Here is a 21,091-nt window from a genome sequence, read left to right as displayed (position 1 = left end):
TCAAACCGCACTTCCCCCCCCCCAAATTTGATCCTCTCACCCTTTTTTCACAAAAACGCTTGCCGCGAATTTGCAGTTTATTGATAATGATTATCATTGTTACATTGATTGTTATTTATAAACATTATGTCACGTACGGATAACACTGCGGCAACGCCGCCAAAAACAGACACAGCATCCGCCCCCGTCGAGCGTCGCATTGACAGCAAAACCCTGCTGGGCGATGAGGGACGGGTCATTATCGAGCATGACGGTCAACGCTACCTGCTGCGCCAGACCCATGCCGGAAAATTGATCCTCACAAAATAAACAACACAAAAACTCCGCCAGCCACCCAGGTGAACCCCAGGCAGCCAGCGCTTTCAATTCTTAATGGAGAGTTGCTATGCCACACCTGCCTTCCGCGCCTTTACGTCCGTCACTTCTGGCGCTGGCGATTGTCAGCACCCTGCCGGGCGTCGCGTTTGCTACCACAGATGAAATGACCGTGACCGCCACGGGTAACGCCCGTAGCGCCTTCGAAGCCCCCATGATGGTGAGCGTGATTGACGCCAGCACACCGGATAAACAAACTGCCAGCTCGGCAGCCGACCTGCTGCGTAACGTCCCCGGCCTGACGCTCGATGGCACCGGACGTACCAACGGCCAGGACGTTAACCTGCGCGGTTATGACCGTCGCGGCGTGCTGGTACTGGTTGACGGCGTGCGCCAGGGAACCGACACCGGCCACCTGAACAGTACGTTCCTCGATCCGGCGCTGATTAAACGTATCGAAGTAGTGCGCGGTCCGTCGGCCCTGCTGTACGGCAGCGGCGCGCTGGGCGGTGTGATTGCCTATGACACCGTCGATGCCAAAGATCTGCTGGAGCCGGGTAAAAACAGCGGCTATCGGGTGTTCGCTACCGGTGCGACGGGCGATCACAGCATCGGCATGGGGGCCAGCGCCTATGGCCGCACCGATACCCTGGACGGGCTGCTCTCCTGGTCTAGCCGGGATCGTGGCGATCTGCGCCAGAGTGACGGCACCACCGCCCCGAACGACGAATCCATTCAGAACATGCTGGCGAAGGGCAGTTGGAAAATCGACGCGGCCCAGAGCCTGAGCGGCTCCCTGCGCTATTACAATAACGCCGCACAGGAGCCGAAAAACCCGCAAACCAGTGCAGCAGACAGCAGCAGTAACCCGCTGACCGACCGCTCCACCATCCAGCGTGACGCGCAGCTCGGCTATCACCTTGCTCCACAGGGTAACGACTGGCTGAACGCCGACGCGAAAATTTACTGGTCCGAAGCGCGTATCAACGCCCAGAACATCGACGGCAGCGGTGAGTTTCGCAAACAGACCACCAAAGGCGGCAAAGTAGAGAACCGCACCCGCCTGTTCAGCGATTCCTTTGCCTCACATCTGCTGACCTACGGCGGTGAGTATTATCGTCAGGAGCAACGCCCGGGCGGGGCAACAACGGGCTTTCCGCAGGCACAAATCGATTTCAGCTCCGGCTGGCTGCAGGATGAAATCACCCTGCGCGACCTCCCCGTGACCCTTCTTGGCGGCACGCGCTACGACAACTACCGCGGCAGCAGCGACGGCTACAAGGATGTGGATGCCGATAAGTGGTCCTCCCGCGCCGGGTTAACCGTCAGCCCGACCGACTGGCTGATGCTGTTCGGCTCTTACGCGCAGGCGTTCCGCGCGCCAACCATGGGCGAAATGTATAACGACGCCAAACACTTCTCCATTGGCCGCTTCTATACCAACTACTGGGTGCCCAACCCCAATCTGCGCCCGGAAACCAACGAAACGCAGGAGTATGGTTTTGGTCTGCGCTTTGATGATGTGATGCTGGCCAACGATGCGCTGGAGTTTAAAGCCAGCTATTTCGATACCAACGCCAAAGACTACATCTCCACCACCGTCGATTTTGCGGCGGCGACCACCATGTCATATAACGTCCCGAACGCCAAAATCTGGGGTTGGGACGTGATGGCGAAATACTCCGCCGACCTGTTCAACCTCGACCTCGCCTATAACCGCACGCGCGGAAAAGATACCGACACGGGCGAGTATATTTCCAGCATCAACCCGGATACCGTCACCAGCAAGCTGGATATTCCGCTGGCACAAAGCGGCTTCTCCGTCGGCTGGATCGGCACCTTTGTCGATCGCTCAACGCACATTAGCAGCAGCTACAGCGAGCAGCCCGGCTACGCGGTTAACGATTTCTACGTGAGCTACACCGGCCAGGCGCAGCTTAAAGGCGTCACCACGACGCTGGTGCTGGGCAACGCCTTCGACAAACAATACTGGTCGCCACAGGGCATTCCGCAGGATGGCCGGAACGGGAAGATTTTCGTCAGTTATCAATGGTAATCCCCGCCCCGGCTGGCCGGGGCAATGCTTTGAGAGGAAAAGACAATGCATCACTACACACGCTGGCTTGAGCTAAAAGACGAAAATCCGGGTAAGTACGCGCGCGACATTGCAGGTTTAATGAACATCAGCGAAGCCGAGCTGACCTTCGCCCGTGTGGGCCATGACGCCTGGCGCCTGCGCGGTGATGCCCGCGAGATCCTGGCCGCGCTGGAAGCGGTGGGCGAAACCAAATGCATCTGCCGCAACGACTACGCCGTTCACGAGCAGGTCGGCGCCTTTACCCATCAACACCTGAGCGGCCACGCCGGGCTGATCCTCAACCCGCGCGCGCTGGATCTGCGCCTGTTCCTTAACCAGTGGGCGAGCGTATTTCACATCAGCGAGGCCACCGCCCGCGGTGAGCGGCAGAGCATTCAGTTCTTCGACCACCAGGGCGACGCCCTGCTGAAGGTTTACGCCACGGATAACACCGACCTCACCGCCTGGGGCGATCTGCTCACCCGCTTTATCTTTGCCGGGAATCCGCCGCTGGCGTTGAAAACGGCCGATGTCCCGGCTCACGCTGAAAACCCGGACGCCTCGCTCGTGGACACAGAGTGGCGTGCCATGACCGACGTGCATCAGTTCTTCAGCCTGCTCAAGCGCCACAACCTCAGCCGTCAACAGGCGTTTCGCCTGGTGGGCGACGATCTGGCTTGCAGGGTCGACAACACCGCGCTGGCCCAGCTGCTGGAAACGGCACGCCAGGACGGGAACGAAATTATGATTTTCGTCGGCAACCGCGGCTGCGTGCAGATCTTCACCGGCGTGGTGGAAAAACTGATGCCGATGAAGGGCTGGCTGAACATCTTCAACCCGGCTTTTACCCTGCATCTGCTGGAAGGCGCCATCGCCGAATCCTGGGTCACGCGCAAACCGACGGCTGACGGACATGTCACCAGCCTGGAGCTGTTTGCCGCCGACGGCACGCAGATTGCCCAGCTGTACGGCCAGCGGAGCGAAGGCGAACCCGAGCAGAGTCAGTGGCGCAGCCAGATCGACGCCTTAACGGCAAAAGGGCTGGCCGCATGAAAAAATGGCTTGCCCTGATCAGCGCCCTGCCGCTGCTGGCATTTGCTGCGCCGCAGGAGAAAATCGTCGCGCTCGGCGGCGACGTTACCGAGATTGTCTATGCGCTCGGCGCTGCGTCTTCGCTGGTGGCACGCGACAGCACCAGCCAGTGGCCACAGGCGGCGAACACGCTGCCGGACGTGGGCTATCTGCGCCAGCTAAATGCCGAAGGCATTTTGTCCATGCGCCCCACGCTGGTGCTGGCCAGTGCACAGGCACAGCCGTCTCTGGCGTTAAAACAGGTAGAGCAGAGTCACGTCAGGGTGATCACCGTTCCGGCAGGCAATGACCTCAACGTTATCGATGAAAAGGTTCGGGTTATCGCTGAGGCGACGCACCGCGAGGCAGAAGGGAAAACCCTGCGCAACTCGCTGCGTCAGGCGCTGGCGGCGCTTCCCGTGTCACCGCTCAATAAACGGGTGCTGTTTATTCTCAACCACGGCGGGATGACCGCGATGGCCGCCGGGCAACAGACCGCGGCGGATGCTGCCATTCGTGCGGCAGGGCTGCAGAACGCGATGCAGGGCTTCACTCGCTATCAGCCGCTGTCTCAGGAAGGCGTTATCGCCAGTCAGCCCGACCTGGTGGTGATCTCGCAGGATGGCGTGAACGCTCTGGGTGGGGCGGATGCGGTGTGGCAACTGCCCGGTCTGGCGCAAACTCCAGCGGGACGTCACCGGCAGATGCTGGCCATCGACGATATGGCGCTGCTGGGCTTTAGCGTGCGAACGCCACAGGCCATCCAGCAGTTACGCCGTAAAGCGGAGCAACTGCCCTGATGTCCCGACGCGCCGTACTGGCATTGTGGTTGCTGGCCGCGCTGCTGGCCGTCATGACGCTGGCAGCCAGCGGTGTGGGCGCGTTGCGCCTGCCGGTCAGCCTGCTGTGGAGCGGCAGCGACAACGCACTGCGTCAGATCTGGCTGACAATCCGCCTGCCCCGCGTGATGCTGGCGCTGGCGATCGGCGGTTCGCTGGCGCTGGCTGGCTGTGTGATGCAGGGACTGTTTCGTAACCCGCTGGCCGATCCGGGCCTGCTGGGGATCAGCAGCGGCGCAGCACTCGCCGTTGCGCTGTGGGTGGTTATTCCGCTCTCGCTGCCCGCGCTGGTGATGCTGTACGCCCCGATGCTGGCGGCGTTTCTCGGCGCGCTGGCCGCCACATTCGTCATTTTCCTGCTTAGCCGGCAACGTGACAGTTCCCTGTCGCGACTGCTGCTGGTGGGGATTGCCATCAATGCCCTGTGCGGGGCGGCCGTCGGCGTGCTGTCATGGCTCAGTAATGATGCCCAGCTTCGCCAGCTCTCACTCTGGGGCATGGGCAGCCTCGGCCAGGCGCAGTGGTCAACGCTGCTGGCCGTCTGCTCGCTGATGGTTCCCACCGTGCTGGTTATCTGGCGCCTGGCTGGTGCCCTCAACCTGTTCCAGCTTGGCGAGGAAGAGGCGCACTACCTCGGGGTGGAGGTGGCCGTTGTGCAGCGGCTCCTGCTGCTGTGCAGCGCCCTGCTGGTGGCCGCCGCGGTGGCCGTCAGCGGTGTCATCGGCTTTGTTGGTCTTGTGGTGCCACACCTGGTGCGCATGTGGCTGGGGGCCGACCACCGGGCGGTGATCCCCGGCTCGGTGCTGGCCGGTGCGTTACTGTTGCTGGCTGCCGATACGCTGGCGCGTACCCTGGTCGCCCCGGCGGAAATGCCGGTCGGTTTATTGACCAGTCTTCTCGGTGCGCCGTGGTTCCTGTGGCTTATCTTTCGTCGCGGAGGTGCGCATGGCTGAACGCTACTGTGCGGAAAATATTGTCTTTCACGCCGGACAACGGACGCTGATCGACGACGTGTCGCTGACCCTCTCTCAGGGCGAACTGGTGGCGTTGATTGGCCCCAACGGTGCCGGGAAATCGACCTTGTTACGCCTGCTTACCGGCTATCTCAAACCCGCGAGCGGACGGTGCAGTCTTGCAGGAACGCCGCTTGCGGCCTGGCCGCCGGACAGACTCTCCCGCTACCGGGCGGTCATGCGCCAGAATACCCAGCTCGGATTCGACTGGCCGGTAGAAGCGGTGATCGGGATGGGGCGAGCGCCGTGGACGCGCCGCCCTGAGGCGTCGGTGATTGAGGAGGTGATGGCTATCTCCGGCTGTTTACCGCTGGCGGGCAGGCAGTTTGCGGCGCTCTCCGGCGGGGAGCAGCAACGCGTCCAACTCGCCCGCGCGCTGGCACAGCTCTGGTGCGACGGTGCGCCGCGCGGCTGGCTGTTTCTGGATGAACCCACGTCCGCGCTGGATCTTTACCACCAGCAGCATCTGCTGCGCCTGCTCTCTTCCCTGACCCGTCGGGGGCATTTGCATGTCTGTGTGGTGCTGCACGATCTCAATCTGGCGGCGCTGTGGGCGGATCGGATCCTGCTGTTACATAACGGCAAAATGGTCGCTCAGGGGGCCCCGGAGGCGGTTCTGCAGGCCGATACGCTGACGCGCTGGTACGGCGCGCAGGTGCAGGTTGGCCGACACCCGGCTCATGCTGCACCTCAGGTATTTCTCGCCCCCTGATCGGGCTGATAAAAATCTTTCAGGGTTTCCAGCAAGGCATGCGCCGCTTTTGAGAGCTGCGTGTGCCCTGGATGGATCACCCCGATACATTTTTCTATCGGCGGGCTGTCCAGCGGAATACAGACCGCACCCAGCGATGTCATCTGCGCCTCGCACAGCGCCGGTACGGCACTGCCGCCCAGCCCGCTGGCGACCATCCTTCCTACCGTCACCAGCTGATGGCTCTCCAGCGCCACCTCCAGCTTGCGGCCGCTACGGGCCAGCTCCTCTTCCATCATCAGGCGCACCGCCGAGGGGCGCTGCAGGGTAATGAAATCCAGCGTCAGCAGTTCATTCCAGGAGAGGCGTTTTTTCATCGCAAGGGGGGACGCTTTCGGCACAATGGCGACAAACCGGTCGAGGCCCAGCGGCGTAAACAGCAGGTTATGCGTCGGCGCCGGTTCAAAGGCGATCCCCATTTCGACCCGCCCTTCCCGCACCATCTCAATCACCTGTTCGTTGATGACATCATGCACGGTGACGTTGATCCCGGCATGTCGATCGCGAAACGCTTTCAGCACCTCCGGCAGGACGTTAGCCGCAAACGACGGCATGGCCGCGACCGAGATTTTGCCGCGCTGCAGCGTAAAGCACTGGTGCATTGCCTCTTCAACGTTATCCCAGTCAGCCAGCAGCTGCCGCGCCATCGGTAAAAAGGTTTCGCCCTCCTGCGTCAGGGTGACCTTACGCGTGCTTCGCTGCAGCAGCGGGCCCCCCAGCGCATCCTCCAGCCCTTTAATCGTCAGGCTGAGGGCTGGCTGAGAAAGATTTAACCGTTCGCTGGCGTGCGCAAAATTGAGAGTGTGAGCTACCGCTAAAAACGCGCGTAACTGTTTGACACTCATTCTCATTTTTCATCCTGTTAACTAATTGAAAAAATTTAGTTAACAGTAAATTAATAAAAAAACCAAATGAGTGGGTCACAAATTCAAAATTAACAAAAGAGTCGTCGCCCCCAATGATACCGCCACGGACAACAGGAGGGATGGCTATGGCAGGACTGGATAAACGCGTCGGCAGCTATGCGCAGGCGCTGGAGGGGCTGACGGACGGGATGACATTGCTGGCGGGCGGCTTTGGCCTGTGCGGTATTCCTGAAAATCTGATTGCGGAAGTCAAACGCCGTCAGGTGCAGGGCCTGACGGTGGTATCGAACAACTGCGGCGTGGATGGTTTCGGGCTCGGGCTGCTGCTGGAGACGCGCCAGGTGCGGAAGGTGGTGGCGTCTTACGTCGGCGAGAACGCGCTGTTCGAACAGCAGGTGCTGAGCGGCGAGCTGGAGGTTGAGCTGACGCCCCAGGGCACGCTGGCCGAAAAGGTGCGCGCGGGCGGGGCCGGTATTCCGGCATTTTACACGGCCACCGGCTATGGCACGCCCGTGGCCGCCGGGAAAGAGGTACGTCAGTTTGCCGGTAAGCACTACATCCTTGAAGAGGCCATTACCGGCGATTTTGCGCTGATCAAAGGCTGGAAAGCGGACTGGTACGGCAACGTTATCTACCGCCACACCGCGCAAAATTTCAACCCGCTGATGGCCACCGCAGGACGGATAACCGTGGTGGAGGTGGAAGAGATTGTCCCGCCGGGTGAGCTGCCGCCGTCCGCCATTCATACCCCGGGAATTTACGTCGACAGGCTGATTGTCGGCCAGTTTGAGAAACGCATTGAACAGCGCACGCTGCGCGCAGAGGGAGTCTGACCATGTTAACCCGCGAACAGATGGCCATGCGCGTCGCCCGCGAACTGCGCGACGGTTACTACGTCAACCTGGGGATCGGTATCCCGACGCTGGTGGCGAATTACATCCCGGCCGGCATGGACGTGATGCTCCAGTCAGAAAACGGACTGCTGGGGATGGGGGAATTTCCCGATGCGCAGAGCCTTGATGCCGACATGATTAACGCCGGTAAGCAGACCGTTACCGCACGAACCGGTGCCGCCATTTTCGACTCGGCCCAGTCCTTCGCCATGATCCGGGGGGGGCACGTCGACCTCACGGTGCTCGGGGCGTTTGAGGTGGACGTGGAAGGCAACATCGCCTCGTGGATGATCCCCGGAAAGATGGTGAAAGGCATGGGCGGCGCCATGGATCTTGTCGCCGGGGCGCAGAACATCATGGTCGTGATGACCCACGCGTCGAAGAGCGGTGAGTCCAAACTGCTGTCGCGCTGCACGCTACCGCTCACCGGCGTGGGCTGCATCCGCCGGGTGTTAACCGACCTGGCCCTGCTGGAAATTAAAGACGGTGCGTTCATTCTGCGTGAATACGCCCCCGGAGTCGGCATTGACGAGATCGTCAGCAAAACTGCCGGAAAAATCATCGTGGCGGACGACGTTCGCGAAATGCGCTTTAGCTGAGGACTCAACATGAAAAACGTCATGATAGTCGGGGCAACGCGAACGCCAATTGGCAGTTTTCGCGGTTCGCTCTCTCCCCTTTCCGCCGTTGAACTTGGTGCTGTCGCGGTGCGCCGCCTGCTTGAGGAGAGCTCGCTTTCGGCAGGTGACACAGACGAACTGATTTTTGGGCAGGTGCTGACGGCAGGCTGCGGACAAAACCCGGCACGTCAGACGGCTATCGCCGCCGGGCTGCCCGTCAGTACCCCTGCCACCACGGTCAATCTGGTCTGCGGCGCGGGGCTGAAGGCGGTACAGCTTGCGGCACAGGCTATCCGCTGTGGAGACGCAGAGGTGGTGATCGCGGGCGGTCAGGAGAGCATGAGCAATGCCCCTTACCTGCTGGATGGCGCCCGTTCCGGGCTGCGTTTTGGCCACACGGGCCTGCAGGACAGCATGATCGTCGACGGCCTGTGGGATGCGTTTAACGATTACCACATGGGGATCACCGCGGAAAACGTCGCCCGGCAGCACGGCATTTCACGCGAGCAGCAGGATGCCTTCGCCGCCGGGTCACAGCAAAAGGCGGCGTCTGCCATCGAATCTGCTCGCTTTGAGGCCGAGATTACCCCTGTAACGGTGAAACAGGGCAAGAAGCCGCCATTGGTGATTCGTCATGACGAACAACCCCGGCCAGGAACCACCGCAGAGCAGCTTGCGCAACTGCGCCCCGCGTTTCGCCAGGAGGACGGCACGGTCACGGCGGGGAATGCCTCCACCCTGAACGATGGCGCCGCCGCGGTGTTGCTGATGAGCGAAGAAAAAGCACAGGCGAGCGGACTACCGGTGCTGGGCCGGATCGTGAGCTACGCCGTTACCGGGGTCGACCCGTCCGTAATGGGCATCGGCCCCGTCAGCGCCTGCCAGACCGCGCTGGCGCGGGCAGGCTGGACGCTGGATGAGGTGGATCTCATCGAAGCCAACGAAGCTTTTGCCGCGCAGGCGCTGGCGGTTGGTAACCTGCTTGGCTGGGATGCGCGCAAGGTGAACGTTAACGGTGGCGCTATCGCGCTGGGCCATCCGATTGGTGCATCCGGCTGTCGGATCCTTGTGACGCTGCTGCATGAAATGCAGCGCCGTGACGCCAAAAAAGGGCTGGTCACTCTGTGCATAGGCGGCGGGCAAGGCATTGCGCTGACCGTCGAGCGTTAAACCTCTCGTGAGTACCCGAATATAACAACAGTAAGGAGTCGCAATGAGTGTGTTAATTGCCCTGGCGGCGCTGGCGCTGCTGATGCTGGCGGCCTATCGCGGATATAGCGTTATTCTTTTTGCGCCCATTGCGGCGCTGGGTGCCGTGCTGTTAACCGACCCGGGCGCTGTCGGCCCGACGTTTACCGGCCTGTTTATGGAAAAGATGGTGGGCTTCGTCAAGCTCTACTTCCCGGTGTTCCTGCTGGGCGCCGTGTTTGGCAAGCTGATTGAACTCTCCGGCTTCTCACGCTCCATTGTTGCCGCAGCGATTCAAATCCTTGGACGCCGTCACGCCATTCCGGTGATTGTGCTGGTCTGTGCGCTGTTAACCTACGGCGGCGTGTCGCTCTTTGTGGTGGCGTTTGCCGTTTATCCTTTCGCCGCCGAACTGTTTCGTCAGAGCGGGATCCCCAAACGGCTGATCCCGGCGACCGTGGCGCTGGGGGCGTTCTCGTTCACCATGGACGCCCTGCCCGGCACGCCGCAGATCCAGAATATTATCCCCACCAGCTTCTTCGGCACTAATGCCTGGGCTGCCCCCTGGCTGGGGCTGATTGGCTCGCTGTTTATTATCTGCTTTGGCTTGCTCTGGCTGGAGCGCCAGCGGCGGAAAGCGCTAAATAACAATGAAGGTTACGGCACGGATCTGAAAAACGAACCGGAAACGCCGGACAACATTAACCTTCCCCATCCGCTGATTGCGATTTCCCCCCTGCTGGTGGTGGGGATCCTCAACCTGCTGTTTACCCGCTGGATCCCCGGCTGGTATGGCACCAGCCACGAGCTGACCCTGCCCGGACTGGCAAAGCCGATTGTGACCGAGGTCAGCAAGATCACCGCCATCTGGGCCGTGGAAGCCGCGCTGATTTCCGGTATCGTGCTGGTGCTGATCTTTGGCTTTCGCAACATCCGGGGACGTCTGGCGGAAGGCAGCCGGACGGCAGTGAGCGGCGCGATCCTGGCGGCGATGAATACCGCCTCGGAATATGGTTTCGGTGCAGTTATCGCCGCCCTGCCCGGCTTTCTGGTCTTATCCCACGCGCTGGCGGCTATTCCGAACCCGTTACTGAATGAAGCGATCAGCGTGACCGTTCTCGCCGGGATCACCGGTTCGGCTTCAGGTGGGATGAGCATTGCGCTGGCGGCCATGGCAGACAGCTTTGTCGCCGCCGCCCATGCCGCGAATATTCCGCTGGAGGTCCTGCACCGGGTGGCCTCTATGGCCAGCGGTGGCATGGATACACTCCCCCATAACGGCGCGGTGATTACGCTGCTGGCCATCACCGGTCTTAGCCATCGTCAGGCCTATGGCGGTATCTTCGCCATCACGATCATCAAAAGTCTGGCGGTGCTTTTTGTCATTGCCGTGTTCTATCTCACCGGCATTGTGTAAGGAGAATAAAATGAATCTGAACGGTAAAACGGCGCTGGTGACCGGCTCGACCAGCGGTATTGGTCTGGGCATCGCCCGCGTACTGGCAAAGGCCGGAGCGCAGCTGATCCTCAACGGTTTTGGCGACAGTGACGCAGCAAGAGAAGAGATCGCCCGGCTGGGGAAAAAACCGGGCTATCACGATGCAGATCTGCGTGACGCCCTGCAAATCGATGCGATGATGCGCTACGCCGACACGCAGTTCGGCGGGGTGGATATTCTTATCAATAATGCCGGGATACAGCATGTCGCCCCGGTTGAGGCGTTCCCGGTGGAGAAATGGAACGACATTATTGCCATTAACCTGTCGTCGGTGTTTCACACCAGCCGACTGGCGCTGCCTGCAATGCGCGAGAAAAACTGGGGACGCATCATTAATATCGCCTCCGTGCATGGGCTGGTGGCGTCAAAAGAGAAGTCAGCCTATGTCGCCGCCAAGCACGGGGTGGTCGGTTTTACAAAATCCCTGGCGCTGGAGACTGCCCGCACCGGTATTACCGCTAACGCCATCTGCCCGGGATGGGTGCTTACGCCGCTGGTTCAGCAGCAGATCGACAAACGTATCGCAGAAGGGGTGCCTGCGGATCGGGCGCGCGAGCAGTTGCTTGCGGAGAAACAGCCATCAGGAGAGTTTGTTACGCCAGAACAGCTGGGTGAACTGGCGCTGTTTTTATGTAGTGACAGCGCCGTGCACGTGCGGGGCGCTGCGTGGAATATGGACGGCGGGTGGGTCGCCCAGTGACGTATCGGCCGGGCAAACCTGTGCTTCCCGGCCATAACATTAGCTTGAGCAGCTGACCTCCAGCCGCTTGCCCCAGTCAGGCGGGCGGCTGACATAATCGTCGTCCCGGTCGGCAAACGGCGTGCGCAACGCTATGTGCAGCCGGTGTAATTCCGCATACTCACCTTGCTCCGCCTGCTCAATCGCCCGCTGCGCCAGCCAGTTGCGCAAGACCATCGCCGGGTTCGCCGCGTTCATCTGCGCCTGCCGGGTCGCGTCATCCACCTGCTCTTGTTGCAGGCGCGCCCGGTAAGTGGCAAACCAGTCGTCAAACGCCTGTCGGTCGATAAACTCATCGCGCAGCGGTGAGGCGGCGCTATGCTGCTCTGTCTGGCCGAGCATACGGAAGGTACGGGTATAGTCGCTGCCCTCACGCGCCATGAGCGCAAACAAGCCATTCAGAATAGTGTTATCGCCCTTCTCCTGCGTCATCAGCCCCAGCTTGTTGCGCATCAGCGTGCCGTATTCGCGCAGCAATATCTCCTGATAGTCGTCGAGCGCATCATTCAGGGCATCAACGTCGATAAACGGCGACAGGGATTGCGCCAGACGCTGCAGATTCCACAGCCCCACCGCCGGCTGATTGTCAAAGCTGTAGCGCCCCTGATAGTCCGAGTGGTTGCAGATATACCCCGGCTGATAGTCATCGAGAAAACCAAACGGACCGTAATCAAAGGTCAGCCCCAGAATTGACATGTTGTCGGTGTTCATCACGCCATGAGCAAAGCCTACGGACTGCCAGCGGGCAATCATGATTGCCGTGCGGGCAACCACATCCCGGAACCAGAGGTGGTATTTGTCGGCCTCGTCCTGTAATTGCGGCCAGTGCCGTCGGATGGCGTAATCGGCAAGCTGGCGTACTTTTTCCGGCTCGCGGCGATAATAAAAGTGTTCAAAATGGCCGAAACGCAGATGGCTTTGCGCAATGCGCATCAGCATCGCGCCTTTTTCTACCGTTTCGCGGACCACCGGGGTGTCACTGGTCACTATCGTCAGCGCGCGCGTGGTGGGAATACCCAGCGCATGCATCGCTTCCGACGCCAGACTTTCACGAATGGTTGAGCGCAGTACCGCGCGCCCGTCGCCCATGCGTGAATAGGGTGTGAGACCCGCCCCTTTCAGGTGCCAGTCGACCGTCTCTCCGCCGGGGAGCTGTTGTTCGCCGAGCAGGATCCCACGGCCGTCCCCCAGCTGTCCCGCCCAGACGCCAAACTGGTGTCCGCTATAGACCTGAGCGAGGGGCTGCATGCCATCGAGCAGCGTTTCCCCTCCCCAGACGCCCGCGCCGTCTGAAGGCTGGAACATTTCCGGTGGGATAGCCAGGTCGTTCGCCAGCGAATCGTTATGCCAGACAAGACGGGAATGATGTAATGGTGTTGGTTTGAGTGCGGTATAAAAACCCGGCAACTCGTCATGCCAGTGCGCAGTAAAAGACAGGGTCATAAGTCCTCCTGCTTTTAGTGTAGAGGGTTTACCCGGACTTAAACACGGGCGAAAGAAAGGGTTATCACTGAACCAGCGTGGTGACGCGCTCTGCAGTTACGGCAGGCCACAGCGCCCCCTGCATGGCACCAAAGTTGAAGGATAAAACGCGCTGCAACAGGGCATGATCGTCAATACCGGCGACGAGCACAGACTGACAATGTGACGTTATTTGCCACAGAATAGCGCGCATAAAGGGCTCAAAAGAAAGCGCTGCCGCGTGCTGCTGGATAAACCCTTTGTCCAGAATGACACGTTTAAACAAACCATCATAAACGGCTTTAAGCGAGGCTTCACCGGCACCAAAGTTTGCCAGCACCAGCGGAAAATGAATCGCCATTCTCGCCAGTTCGGGATCGTCCTTTCCGTTATTTAAACCTGGATAATTCTCATTAACAGTAAACTCAAGAAACGGATAACGCTCAAGTATTGAAACAGCGTTCCCATTACTTAATAAAAACTCAACTATTACAGGTGTAATATTGATCCATGCAATTAACTGATGCTGAATAAAAAACAGTTTGCAGGTATCAAGCAATTGCAGTTTTTCTTGAAACAACGCTAACTCTTCTGCCGGAGTCAGACGCGGGATAACGAGTTCAGTGGGAATCCGTACATCGCTGCCGACGCCAGTAAAGTTAACCGTCACCTCTAATCCTTTAAGCTCACCGGCATTATTGCGGGCAGGCTGGAGCAACAGCTCAGACTGGTAGGCATTATCTAACGTAATAATCATTGCACTCGCCCCGCATTAAAGATGAGAGAGGACATCCTGGAGCAATTGCTGACACAATTCCACTGTCTTGATTTTAATAAGTTTAATTTCATTAGATCCGTATTAATTTTCAGATTTATCCCTGAATCTAAAATAATCTTATCCTGGTTGCTGCGTAATAGCCAGTTTTAGATAAAACAGACACATAAGGACATAAGTAATTTGTTGTAAATTTAACTTTAATCATCTTATTTGCAAAAAAACGGCATGGTTTAATTGTGCCATGCCGTCAGAAATGCGTGGTCGGTGGCGGACTAAATACGTCGTGCCTGCCAGAAATTTTTACGCCAGTAAACATTATCGAGCGAAGAACGCATCACCCCACGACTGGTCGAGGCATGAATAAACTGGTTATCCGTATCATAAATGCCAACATGCAGACCACTTTCACCCGAGCCGGTTTTGAAAAAAACCAGGTCGCCGGGTAACAACTCATCTTTATCAATTTCGGTACCGATTTCAGCCTGTTTGCGCGTTTCGCGCGGAAGCTGCAAATCAAACTTATCCCGGAACGTCATCAGCACAAAGCCGGAGCAATCCACCCCACCACGACTCATGCCACCGTAGCGATACGGTGTCCCGCGCCAGTTGCTCAGCTGATCGTTCAGGCTGGCAATCACGGTGATTGAATCTGAAAGTCGTGGGTTAGGCGGCGGTGCGCGATGGCTACTGCATCCCGCAAGAAATAACGCTGCCACCATGAGAAACCAGAATCGCATGTCCAGACGAATCCTCTGCTTTTTTTATTCTTTTCGTAATTTAGCGTGCAATGGCGCTAACAGGCAAGAAACGGTTACTCGTGTGCGGTAGAAATCAGCATCTTATGCCCTTCGATATCCAGCCTGCGGAACGGCATATGGTAAGCACGAGCGAGATTTGGCGGCGTAAGGACGCTATCGCGCGTGCCGCTGGCGATCATCTTCCCGCGCGCCAGAAGCCAGACGCTGTGCGCATGGCGCAGCGTATGGTTAAGGTCATGGCTGCTCATCACCACGGCAATGCCTTGTCGACACAGTGCACTGAGGAGCGTGTCCAGCGCCGCCTGTTGCGCCACGTCCAGACCGCTCATCGGCTCGTCCAGCAACAACAGTCGCCCGTGAGGGTTGCCCGCCGGATGGATCTGAAGGATCACCGCCGCCAGACGGACGCGCTGCCACTCGCCACCGGAAAGCTGGCTGGCATGCCGGGAAAGTTTGTCCTCTAACCCCAACGCCGCCGCCACTTCGGTGAGCAGCGCGGTCTGCTGTTTATCGTGCAGATGCAGCATCAGATAGTGCCAGACCGGCATCGCAAACGGCGGGACCTGCTGCTGAACAAGGTAGCTCCGCCGGTGCGCCAGCGCGACCGCCGACCAGTCACCAAGGGGGCTATCGAGCAAGGTGATCGAGCCTGGCCCGACTGTCAGTCCCGCCATGCGCGCCAGCAGCGTACTCTTCCCTGCCCCGTTCGGCCCCACCAGATGCAGGATTTCACCTGCACGGATGGCCGCCGTCACCGGCTCCAGACGCCCCGTCTCGGCAACGTCCGTGAGCTGCATCAGCTGCGTCATTATTTCGCCAGCGCCAGCTTGATTGACTCCATGACGATAGGATCTTCAGGCGTCATATCCGGAGAAAAACGCTGAACGACCTGGCCGTCACGACCAATCAGGAATTTTTCGAAATTCCACAGGATGTCGTCCGGATAGAGCGGTGCTCGCCCTTTGCTGGCCATACGCTCGTAAAAGCCACTGCCTTCCGGTGCCACGGCGGTCGGCGCGGCAGCCACCAGTTTGGCATACAGCGGGTGACGATTTTCGCCATTCACATCAATTTTGCTGAACATCGGGAACGTCACGCCATAGGTGGTGCTGCAAAACGTTTTGATCTCCTCTTCGCTGCCCGGCTCCTGACCCAGGAACTGATTGCACGGGAAGCCCAGTACGGTAAAGCCGTCTTTCTCCCAGGCTTTCTGAATGTTTTCCAACTGCTCATACTGCGGCGTCAGACCACATTTGGAGGCTACGTTCACAATGAGCAACACGTTGCCTTTGTAGCGTTCCAGGGTGGTTTTGTCCCCGTCGATGGTGGTCACTTCGGTATTCAGAATATCAGACTGCATAGCATTTCCTCAGGTTATCGATTTAACGTCCAGCTTTTAATAGTAGCCAGATAAACACCGGCGCGCCCAGCGTGGCGGTGACCACACCGATGGGCAACTCAGCGGCGTTCAGGGCGAGCCTGGCGATGATATCCGCCACCAGCAGCGTTGCCGCACCGGCCACTGCCGAGGCGGGAAGTAAGATTCGATGGTCGGTGATGCCACACAGACGCAGCATGTGCGGGATAACCAGCCCGATAAAGCCAATCGCCCCCGCCAGCGCCACGCTCACTCCCACCAGCCAGCCGATTGCAATCACCAGCGCATTGCGCCAGACGCCAATCGGCATCCCAAGCTGGCGGGCTGAGGTTTCACCAAGAGCGAGAATATTCAGCGGCTGCGACTGCACGCCCGCCCACAGTATGACCGGGACCAGCAGCACCATCAGCCAGCCCTGCCGCCAGTCTACGCCGCCAAACCCGCCCATCATCCAGTACATCAGCTGACGCAGATCGAACGAGGTGGAGAAGTAGACCGCCCAGGTCATCAACGCGCTGCAGATAATCCCCAACGCAACCCCGGCAAGCAGCAGCCGACTGGTTGATAAATGACGTCGTGCGAAACGCAGGAGAATGAGGGTGATCAGCAATGCCCCGAGAATGGCGCTGAGGCTAACACCCCAGGGGGAAAGCGCCTCACCGCCGAGCATCACCGCGGCAATCAGCCCTACACCGGCGCCATTTGAGACACCGAGCAGCCCCGGCTCTGCCAGAGGGTTTTCAAACAACGCCTGCATAATGGTGCCTGAGAGCGCCAGCGCGGCACCGACCAGGATCACCGCCAGCGTGCGCGGCAGACGAATTTGCCAGACGAAAAGCTGCCCTTCAGGACCAAACCAGCGTGCCGGGCTTAGCCACTGGTCGCCGGCACACAGGCTGAAACCGGCGGCAACAAAAAGCAGCAGCACCAGCAAAAGCAGGCGGCGTCGATCGGAACGCTGTTGGCGATGGGCAAAATCAAGCATGTGTACGGTTTTATTAGCGTGAGATGTAATTGATTTTACGGCGGGTTTGCCAGCGAGAGCAAAGAAAAAAGGCCGCGAGAGCGGCCTTTTTAGTTAGTTCATATTACTCTGTTTTGGGCGTTGCGTTTTCGACACGGCTTTTTAACTTCTGTCCGGGTCTGAAGGTCACCACGCGGCGGGCTGTAATGGGAATATCTTCCCCCGTCTTCGGGTTACGGCCCGGACGTTGGTTTTTGTCTCGCAAATCAAAATTGCCAAAGCCGGAGAGTTTTACCTGCTCACCATTTTCCAGAGCACGACGGATCTCTTCGAAAAACAGCTCTACCAGCTCTTTGGCATCCCGTTTGCTAAGCCCAAGCTTATCAAACAGATATTCTGACATTTCAGCTTTTGTAAGCGCCATAGGTTCAATCCCTCAATGATGCCTGGAATCGCTCTTTTAATGCCTCTACACATTTGGCGACGGTAGCGGCAATCTCCTCTTCTTCGAGTGTACGGCTGGTATCCTGAAGGATTAGGCTGATAGCGAGGCTCTTGAAACCTTCTGCTACTCCCTTGCCGCGGTACACGTCAAATAAGTTTACGCCAACTACCTGATTTACGCCAACTTTCTTACACTCGGCCAAAATATCTGCTGCAGGCACGTTTTCAGCGACCACAACCGCGATATCACGGCGGTTTGCCGGGAAGCGAGAGACGTCCTGCGCCTGTGGAATCACGCGGTCTGCAACCGGACTCCATTCCAGCTCAAACACGATGGTACGGCCGTTCAGGTCCAGTTTACGTTCCAGCTCAGGATGAACAACGCCAATAAAACCAATGCGTTTGCCCGCTAAATAGATAGCCGCACTTTGGCCCGGATGGAGTGCCGGAATGGCTTCTGCACGGAATTCAATTTCAGATAATTTACCGGTCAGATCGAAAATCGCTTCCAGATCGCCCTTCATATCGTAGAAATCAACCGTGCCTTTTGCCAGGTCCCAGTGCTCTTCATAGCGATTACCGCTGATGGCGCCAGCCAGCATGAGATCCTGACGGATGCCTAAATTTGCCTGATTATCCGGCACAAAGCGCAAACCGCTTTCGAAAATTCGCACACGGTTTTGCTGACGATTCTGGTTGTAGACAATCGTGCCCAGCAGGCCGGTCCACAGAGACAGGCGCATTGCCGACATCTCGCTGGAAATCGGGCTTGGCAGGATCAGCGCTTCCTGGCCTGGATGGATCAGCTGCTGCAGCTTAGGATCGACAAAGCTGTAGGTGATCACTTCCTGATAACCTTTGTCGTTCAGCATGGTTTTCACACGCTTCAGGGAGAGATCGGCTTCACGGTGGGAGCCCATCACCAGACCGGCCTGTACCGGCTCGTCAGGGATGTTGTTGTAGCCGTAGACGCGGGCAACTTCTTCCACCAGATCTTCTTCAATCTCCATGTCGAAACGCCATGATGGCGCAACGGCTTTCCACTCGTCCTGCCCTTTCGTCACGTCGCAACCCAGACGCTTCAGAATATCGGTGACCTGTGCATCGGCAACGTGGTGGCCAATCAGGCGATCCAGCTTGCTGCGACGCAGGGTAATGGTCGCGCGCTTCGGCAGCGTGTCTTCGTTGGTTACATCAATAACCGGGCCCGCTTCGCCGCCGCAGATGTCGATCAGCAGACGGGTCGCACGTTCCATCGCTTTGTACTGCAGCGCCGGGTCAACGCCGCGCTCGTAGCGGTGAGAGGCATCGGTGTGCAGACCATGACGACGCGCACGACCGGTAATAGAGAGCGGGCTGAAGAAGGCACATTCCAGCAGAACGTTTTGCGTTTCATCGTTAACGCCAGAGTGTTCGCCACCGAAGATGCCGCCCATCGCCAGCGCCTTACCGTGATCGGCAATCACCAGCGTGTCGGCATTCAGTTTTGCTTCGCTGCCGTCCAGCAGAACCAGGGTTTCACCCTCTTTTGCCATACGCACGATAATCCCGCCGTCGATACGATCTTTATCGAACGCGTGCATTGGCTGGCCCAGTTCCAGCAGAACATAGTTGGTCACGTCAACAACCGCATCGATAGAACGGATACCGCAGCGACGCAGTTTTTCTTTCATCCACAGCGGGGTTGGCGCTTTGACGTTGATACCTTTCACCACACGACCGAGGTAGCGTGGGCAGGCTTCAGGCGCGTCTACCTGAATAGGCAGGACGTCGCTGATGGTAGCAGCAACCGGGACAATCTCCGGCGCGTTCAGTTCGGTCTGGTTCAGCACCGCAACATCGCGAGCCACGCCGATAATCCCTAAGCAGTCCGCTCGGTTTGGCGTCACGCTAATTTCGATGGTGTTGTCATCGAGCTTCAGGTATTCGCGGATATCGGTGCCGATTGGCGCATCCAGCGGCAGTTCAATAATGCCGTTGTGATCGTCGGAAATACCCAGCTCGGAGAACGAGCACAGCATGCCTTCAGACGGCTCGCCGCGCAGTTTGGCCGCTTTAATTTTGAAATCGCCCGGCAGCACAGCGCCGACAGTCGCCACGGCCACTTTCAGGCCCTGACGGCAGTTTGGCGCGCCGCAGACGATATCCAGCAGACGATCGCCACCCACATTAACTTTGGTGACGCGCAATTTGTCAGCGTTAGGATGCTGACCACATTCAACCACTTCGCCCACGACCACGCCGGTGAAGGCGCCAGAAACCGGCTCTACACCGTCAACTTCCAGACCCGCCATGGTGATCTGGTTGGAAAGCGCTTCGCTGTCCAGCGTGGTGTTCACCCATTCGCGTAACCACAGTTCACTGAATTTCATTGTTCTGTCCTGCCCTTATTTAAACTGTTTGAGGAAACGCAGATCGTTTTCGAAGAATGCACGCAAATCGGTCACGCCATAACGCAGCATGGTCAGACGCTCCATGCCCATCCCGAACGCAAAGCCGGAGTAAACTTCCGGGTCGATACCCACGTTGCGCAGTACGTTCGGATGCACCATGCCGCAGCCCAGCACTTCCAGCCATTTGCCGTTTTTGCCCATCACGTCCACTTCCGCAGACGGTTCGGTGAACGGGAAATAGGACGGACGGAAACGAACCTGCAGATCTTCCTCAAAGAAATTGTTCAGGAAGTCGTGCAGCGTGCCTTTCAGGTTGGTGAAGCTGATGTTTTTATCAACGATCAGCCCTTCCATCTGGTGGAACATTGGGGTGTGGGTCTGATCGTAATCGTTACGGTACACGCGGCCCGGTGCAATGATACGGATCGGGGGTTCCTGCTCCTTCATGGTACGGATCTGTACGCCGGAGGTCTGAGTACGCAGCAGACGGGTGGCGTCGAACCAGAAAGTGTCGTGGTCAGCACGTGCCGGATGATGGCCTGGAATGTTCAGAGCGTCGAAGTTATGGTAATCATCTTCGATTTCCGGGCCAGTCGCCACGGTAAAGCCGAGCTCACCGAAGAAACTTTCAATACGATCGATGGTACGAGTCACCGGATGCAGGCCACCGTTTTCGATACGGCGCCCAGGCAGAGAAACATCGATCGTCTCTGCCGCCAGACGCGCATTCAGCACGGCACTTTCCAGCGCCGCTTTACGCGCGTTCAGAGCCTGTTGAACCTGCTCTTTGGCTTCGTTTATCACCGCACCGGCTGCCGGGCGCTCTTCCGGCGGCAACTCACGCAGGGTAGTCATTTGAAGGGTCAGATGCCCTTTCTTACCCAGATATTCGACGCGGACATTGTCTAACGCGGCAACATCTGAGGCCTGATTAATGGCGGCTGTTGCACTGGCAACCAGCTCTGCGAGATGTGACATGATTTTCCTCATTATGTCGGTACAGACACCGATTTGGTGGACGTATTCTCTCAAATTCAGGCACAAA

21 protein-coding genes and 1 other annotated feature (1 of these 22 cut by a window edge) are annotated in these 21,091 nt (G+C 58.4%); of the genes, 11 read left to right on the top strand and 10 right to left on the bottom strand.

The annotated features are described in order from the left end of the window. Positions 1-126 precede the first annotated feature (126 nt). The 6 genes from hemP to ACMWKA_RS13035 all read left to right on the top strand — a co-directional run bounded on the left by hemP (position 127) and on the right by ACMWKA_RS13035 (position 6,027). The gene (gene hemP / locus ACMWKA_RS13060; RefSeq protein WP_061771859.1) at positions 127-309 is read left to right on the top strand and encodes a hemin uptake protein HemP; all 183 of its coding nucleotides are present in this window, start codon (positions 127-129) and stop codon (positions 307-309) included. Positions 310-385: 76 nt separating this feature from the next. Then, positions 386-2,371 (top strand): TonB-dependent hemoglobin/transferrin/lactoferrin family receptor, encoded by a 1,986-nt coding sequence (locus ACMWKA_RS13055; RefSeq protein WP_108453527.1) that lies wholly within the window; start codon positions 386-388, stop codon positions 2,369-2,371. Between the two features lie 45 nt (positions 2,372-2,416). After that, on the top strand, positions 2,417-3,445 hold the full coding sequence (locus ACMWKA_RS13050) for a hemin-degrading factor (RefSeq protein ID WP_414760310.1): 1,029 nt from the start codon (positions 2,417-2,419) through the stop codon (positions 3,443-3,445). Next, positions 3,442-4,263, top strand: a complete 822-nt coding sequence (locus tag ACMWKA_RS13045) for a heme/hemin ABC transporter substrate-binding protein (protein ID WP_058661021.1) — start codon at positions 3,442-3,444, stop codon at positions 4,261-4,263. The genes ACMWKA_RS13050 and ACMWKA_RS13045 overlap by 4 nt, the downstream gene beginning before the upstream one ends. Next, positions 4,263-5,255, top strand: a complete 993-nt coding sequence (locus tag ACMWKA_RS13040; RefSeq protein ID WP_230135163.1) for a FecCD family ABC transporter permease — start codon at positions 4,263-4,265, stop codon at positions 5,253-5,255. The genes ACMWKA_RS13045 and ACMWKA_RS13040 overlap by 1 nt, the downstream gene beginning before the upstream one ends. Beyond that, positions 5,248-6,027 (top strand): heme ABC transporter ATP-binding protein, encoded by a 780-nt coding sequence (locus ACMWKA_RS13035; protein ID WP_038419173.1) that lies wholly within the window; start codon positions 5,248-5,250, stop codon positions 6,025-6,027. Before ACMWKA_RS13040 ends, ACMWKA_RS13035 begins: the two co-directional genes overlap by 8 nt. On the opposite strand, the gene ACMWKA_RS13030 is transcribed toward ACMWKA_RS13035, so the two are convergent. Continuing rightward, positions 6,006-6,917: a LysR family transcriptional regulator gene (locus ACMWKA_RS13030; RefSeq protein WP_023620697.1), complete on the bottom strand. Its 912-nt coding sequence runs from the start codon at positions 6,915-6,917 to the stop codon at positions 6,006-6,008. The two genes, ACMWKA_RS13035 and ACMWKA_RS13030, sit on opposite strands and share 22 nt — an antisense overlap. 140 nt (positions 6,918-7,057) lie before the next feature. On the opposite strand from ACMWKA_RS13030, the gene ACMWKA_RS13025 reads away from it, so the two are divergent. Genes ACMWKA_RS13025 through ACMWKA_RS13005 form a run of 5 tightly spaced genes read left to right on the top strand, consistent with a single transcriptional unit; the run spans position 7,058 to position 11,831 of the window. Next, entirely contained in the window at positions 7,058-7,765 is a 708-nt protein-coding gene (locus ACMWKA_RS13025) for a CoA transferase subunit A (protein ID WP_020688355.1), read from the top strand. Between the two features lie 2 nt (positions 7,766-7,767). Continuing rightward, the gene (locus tag ACMWKA_RS13020; protein ID WP_414760309.1) at positions 7,768-8,424 is read left to right on the top strand and encodes a 3-oxoacid CoA-transferase subunit B; all 657 of its coding nucleotides are present in this window, start codon (positions 7,768-7,770) and stop codon (positions 8,422-8,424) included. A gap of 9 nt (positions 8,425-8,433) precedes the next feature. After that, positions 8,434-9,615 (top strand): acetyl-CoA C-acetyltransferase, encoded by a 1,182-nt coding sequence (locus ACMWKA_RS13015; RefSeq protein ID WP_100168544.1) that lies wholly within the window; start codon positions 8,434-8,436, stop codon positions 9,613-9,615. Positions 9,616-9,658: 43 nt separating this feature from the next. Then, positions 9,659-11,050 (top strand): GntP family permease, encoded by a 1,392-nt coding sequence (locus ACMWKA_RS13010; RefSeq protein WP_013096992.1) that lies wholly within the window; start codon positions 9,659-9,661, stop codon positions 11,048-11,050. A gap of 10 nt (positions 11,051-11,060) precedes the next feature. Further along, complete coding sequence (locus tag ACMWKA_RS13005) at positions 11,061-11,831, top strand: 3-hydroxybutyrate dehydrogenase (RefSeq protein ID WP_013096993.1); 771 nt, start codon at positions 11,061-11,063, stop codon at positions 11,829-11,831. Between the two features lie 39 nt (positions 11,832-11,870). On the opposite strand, the gene selO is transcribed toward ACMWKA_RS13005, so the two are convergent. From selO to pheS, 9 genes are all read right to left on the bottom strand, one after another. After that, on the bottom strand, positions 11,871-13,313 hold the full coding sequence (selO, locus tag ACMWKA_RS13000) for a protein adenylyltransferase SelO (RefSeq protein ID WP_414760308.1): 1,443 nt from the start codon (positions 13,311-13,313) through the stop codon (positions 11,871-11,873). Positions 13,314-13,377: 64 nt separating this feature from the next. Then, the gene (locus ACMWKA_RS12995; RefSeq protein ID WP_020688361.1) at positions 13,378-14,088 is read right to left on the bottom strand and encodes an EAL domain-containing protein; all 711 of its coding nucleotides are present in this window, start codon (positions 14,086-14,088) and stop codon (positions 13,378-13,380) included. Between the two features lie 293 nt (positions 14,089-14,381). Beyond that, a complete protein-coding gene (locus tag ACMWKA_RS12990) occupies positions 14,382-14,846 on the bottom strand; it encodes a C40 family peptidase (RefSeq protein ID WP_023620702.1) in 465 nt (154 codons plus the stop codon). Between the two features lie 74 nt (positions 14,847-14,920). Further along, positions 14,921-15,676, bottom strand: a complete 756-nt coding sequence (gene btuD / locus ACMWKA_RS12985) for a vitamin B12 ABC transporter ATP-binding protein BtuD (protein WP_038419165.1) — start codon at positions 15,674-15,676, stop codon at positions 14,921-14,923. Then, positions 15,676-16,227 (bottom strand): glutathione peroxidase, encoded by a 552-nt coding sequence (locus tag ACMWKA_RS12980; RefSeq protein ID WP_020688363.1) that lies wholly within the window; start codon positions 16,225-16,227, stop codon positions 15,676-15,678. Before ACMWKA_RS12980 ends, btuD begins: the two co-directional genes overlap by 1 nt. 22 nt (positions 16,228-16,249) lie before the next feature. Continuing rightward, positions 16,250-17,230 (bottom strand): vitamin B12 ABC transporter permease BtuC, encoded by a 981-nt coding sequence (btuC, locus tag ACMWKA_RS12975; RefSeq protein ID WP_048971561.1) that lies wholly within the window; start codon positions 17,228-17,230, stop codon positions 16,250-16,252. 103 nt (positions 17,231-17,333) lie between these two features. Continuing rightward, positions 17,334-17,633: an integration host factor subunit alpha gene (ihfA, locus tag ACMWKA_RS12970; RefSeq protein WP_013097001.1), complete on the bottom strand. Its 300-nt coding sequence runs from the start codon at positions 17,631-17,633 to the stop codon at positions 17,334-17,336. A gap of 4 nt (positions 17,634-17,637) precedes the next feature. Further along, complete coding sequence (pheT, locus tag ACMWKA_RS12965; RefSeq protein ID WP_414760307.1) at positions 17,638-20,025, bottom strand: phenylalanine--tRNA ligase subunit beta; 2,388 nt, start codon at positions 20,023-20,025, stop codon at positions 17,638-17,640. A gap of 15 nt (positions 20,026-20,040) precedes the next feature. After that, the gene (gene pheS, locus ACMWKA_RS12960) at positions 20,041-21,024 is read right to left on the bottom strand and encodes a phenylalanine--tRNA ligase subunit alpha (protein WP_013097003.1); all 984 of its coding nucleotides are present in this window, start codon (positions 21,022-21,024) and stop codon (positions 20,041-20,043) included. Between the two features lie 62 nt (positions 21,025-21,086). Beyond that, positions 21,087-21,091 (bottom strand) — a sequence feature (Phe leader region); it runs 120 nt beyond the window's last position.

This window comes from Enterobacter sp. 03-F-07-AD-ECC, assembly GCF_047530935.1.
GTDB lineage: Bacteria > Pseudomonadota > Gammaproteobacteria > Enterobacterales > Enterobacteriaceae > Enterobacter > Enterobacter cloacae.
This window is presented reverse-complemented; position numbering and strand designations above follow the sequence as displayed.

What these genes read in the sequence shown, in the direction of transcription:
- hemP (WP_061771859.1), top strand. Translation starts at nt 127, where the DNA reads ATGTCACGTACGGATAACACTGCGGCAACGCCGCCAAAAACAGACACA.
- ACMWKA_RS13055 (WP_108453527.1), top strand. Translation starts at nt 386, where the DNA reads ATGCCACACCTGCCTTCCGCGCCTTTACGTCCGTCACTTCTGGCGCTG.
- ACMWKA_RS13050 (WP_414760310.1), top strand. Translation starts at nt 2,417, where the DNA reads ATGCATCACTACACACGCTGGCTTGAGCTAAAAGACGAAAATCCGGGT.
- ACMWKA_RS13045 (WP_058661021.1), top strand. Translation starts at nt 3,442, where the DNA reads ATGAAAAAATGGCTTGCCCTGATCAGCGCCCTGCCGCTGCTGGCATTT.
- ACMWKA_RS13040 (WP_230135163.1), top strand. Translation starts at nt 4,263, where the DNA reads ATGTCCCGACGCGCCGTACTGGCATTGTGGTTGCTGGCCGCGCTGCTG.
- ACMWKA_RS13035 (WP_038419173.1), top strand. Translation starts at nt 5,248, where the DNA reads ATGGCTGAACGCTACTGTGCGGAAAATATTGTCTTTCACGCCGGACAA.
- ACMWKA_RS13030 (WP_023620697.1), bottom strand. Translation starts at nt 6,917, where the DNA reads ATGAGAATGAGTGTCAAACAGTTACGCGCGTTTTTAGCGGTAGCTCAC.
- ACMWKA_RS13025 (WP_020688355.1), top strand. Translation starts at nt 7,058, where the DNA reads ATGGCAGGACTGGATAAACGCGTCGGCAGCTATGCGCAGGCGCTGGAG.
- ACMWKA_RS13020 (WP_414760309.1), top strand. Translation starts at nt 7,768, where the DNA reads ATGTTAACCCGCGAACAGATGGCCATGCGCGTCGCCCGCGAACTGCGC.
- ACMWKA_RS13015 (WP_100168544.1), top strand. Translation starts at nt 8,434, where the DNA reads ATGAAAAACGTCATGATAGTCGGGGCAACGCGAACGCCAATTGGCAGT.
- ACMWKA_RS13010 (WP_013096992.1), top strand. Translation starts at nt 9,659, where the DNA reads ATGAGTGTGTTAATTGCCCTGGCGGCGCTGGCGCTGCTGATGCTGGCG.
- ACMWKA_RS13005 (WP_013096993.1), top strand. Translation starts at nt 11,061, where the DNA reads ATGAATCTGAACGGTAAAACGGCGCTGGTGACCGGCTCGACCAGCGGT.
- selO (WP_414760308.1), bottom strand. Translation starts at nt 13,313, where the DNA reads ATGACCCTGTCTTTTACTGCGCACTGGCATGACGAGTTGCCGGGTTTT.
- ACMWKA_RS12995 (WP_020688361.1), bottom strand. Translation starts at nt 14,088, where the DNA reads ATGATTATTACGTTAGATAATGCCTACCAGTCTGAGCTGTTGCTCCAG.
- ACMWKA_RS12990 (WP_023620702.1), bottom strand. Translation starts at nt 14,846, where the DNA reads ATGCGATTCTGGTTTCTCATGGTGGCAGCGTTATTTCTTGCGGGATGC.
- btuD (WP_038419165.1), bottom strand. Translation starts at nt 15,676, where the DNA reads ATGACGCAGCTGATGCAGCTCACGGACGTTGCCGAGACGGGGCGTCTG.
- ACMWKA_RS12980 (WP_020688363.1), bottom strand. Translation starts at nt 16,227, where the DNA reads ATGCAGTCTGATATTCTGAATACCGAAGTGACCACCATCGACGGGGAC.
- btuC (WP_048971561.1), bottom strand. Translation starts at nt 17,230, where the DNA reads ATGCTTGATTTTGCCCATCGCCAACAGCGTTCCGATCGACGCCGCCTG.
- ihfA (WP_013097001.1), bottom strand. Translation starts at nt 17,633, where the DNA reads ATGGCGCTTACAAAAGCTGAAATGTCAGAATATCTGTTTGATAAGCTT.
- pheT (WP_414760307.1), bottom strand. Translation starts at nt 20,025, where the DNA reads ATGAAATTCAGTGAACTGTGGTTACGCGAATGGGTGAACACCACGCTG.
- pheS (WP_013097003.1), bottom strand. Translation starts at nt 21,024, where the DNA reads ATGTCACATCTCGCAGAGCTGGTTGCCAGTGCAACAGCCGCCATTAAT.